Origin of the sequence: Neobacillus novalis NBRC 102450 (genome assembly GCF_001591805.1) — a bacterium.
In the GTDB taxonomy this organism is placed as follows: Bacteria; Bacillota; Bacilli; order Bacillales; family Cytobacillaceae; genus Neobacillus; species Neobacillus novalis.
Genome location: NZ_BCVP01000090.1, coordinates 1 through 1556 on the forward strand (window position 1 = coordinate 1; position 1556 = coordinate 1556).

The window sequence follows — 1556 nt, forward strand, 5'->3', positions numbered from 1 at the left end:
TTGAATCAATTTCATAATTCTGAGCCCTACGGGCTCAAGGCTTTTAAAGATTAAAAAAAGGAGTACCTCCCCAAAATGTCGAAATGAGTAAGTAACCACACTAACTCTAAGACTGGAGGAAGACTCCCTATGCCTATTATAAGACAAGGAAGCCTATTTGGCATCCAAGAATTATACGATCTAGAACCTACCCAACGTTTTGATGCTATTTTTTCTACAATTGACATGGATTCAGCCATATTGGCAGTTTCCAAAAAATCGTGGCTAGGTGCACCAGCCGAGTTGAATTATGCTGCCATGATCTACTCTATGGCCGCAAGAATCGTAGAACGAATTCCAACAATAAAAGTTCTTGTTAAACGATTAGAAAATGACTTCATTTTCCGCCTTGAATGTGGATTTTTGATTTCGGATAATATACCATCTGAAGCTTCATATTCCCGATTGACTTCAAAGTTAGCGGAAACGGAAATCATTGAAAACATTAATAGTACCACTCTCCTTCAGGCCATTAAAGAAGGCTTTGTTCATGATGAAAATGTAGCTATTGATGCCTGTCATTTTGAAGCAAGAGACCAAGCTCCTGTTCAAGAAAAAAAGGCTAAACCTGAACCGAAAAAGCGTGGACGTAAAAAGAAAGAAGAAAAAGAACAATATGACCAACAAAAGCTAGAAGAAGAACAGAATAAAACCCTTTTTGAAAAGCCCATTGCAGAACAACTTGATGTTTCCTTAGAAGAACTTCGTTCTGAAATCCCTATTGAACCGGCTTGGAGTATCAAAAAAAATAGCGAAGGGAAAAATGTTTTCTGGTATGGGTACAAAGCTCATCTAGCAGTTGGTACGAAAAGTCAATATATTCTTCAATCCATTATGAGTTCTGGTAATCTAAATGACGGTAAAGCTGCCATTCCATTATTAAAAGGAATTGAAAAACTTCCATTATCCATTAAGTACGGAACGATGGATGCCGGTTATGATTATACCCCTATTTATCAACAACTTTTACGAATGGATGCACATTCGATTATTGCTTATAACAAACGCAGAGAAGGTGAAATGGAAGGATATGATAAACATTTCGCCCCCACATGCGTAAGAGAGCATTCATATCGTTACGATAGCTATGATAAGAAATATAAAACCATAAAATACTGTCGGCCAAAAGAGTGTAAAAACTGCCCATTGGCCTCTGATTCACTATGCCAAAAAATTTACAAAGTGAAGATTGAATCAGATTTGAGAAAATACACCGCTCCAGCAAGAGGATCCAAAAGATGGAAGAGCTTATTTGCTGAACGAACAGCGGTTGAACGTGTAAATGCTTATTTAAAAGAGTTTTTTCAGTTAAACAATGTACGTCATAGAAAAGGGAAAAAAGCAAAATTACATTTTGATTTAGTAACACTAGTCTATAACGCTTCAAAATTAGCAGTAGATCGCATTAGAAAAATGTTAGATATCCAACTAAAACAAGCAGCCTAATTTTTAAAAATTGGAATGTCCCGTTAGGACATTATAGACTTTTTTAAAATTAGCAATTATGAAATTGACTC

General features: G+C 36.0%; 1 protein-coding gene. It reads left to right on the top strand.

Features of this window, described 5'->3' with window-relative positions; all coding sequences use genetic code 11:
* Positions 1–129: 129 nt before the first annotated feature.
* Positions 130–1485: a transposase gene (locus BANVL01_RS26410; RefSeq protein WP_066148204.1), complete on the top strand. Its 1356-nt coding sequence runs from the start codon at positions 130–132 to the stop codon at positions 1483–1485.
* The last annotated feature ends 71 nt before the right edge of the window (positions 1486–1556 follow it).

Excerpts from the sequence above, each read along its gene's own strand:
- BANVL01_RS26410 (WP_066148204.1), top strand. The coding sequence starts at position 130 with ATGCCTATTATAAGACAAGGAAGCCTATTTGGCATCCAAGAATTATAC.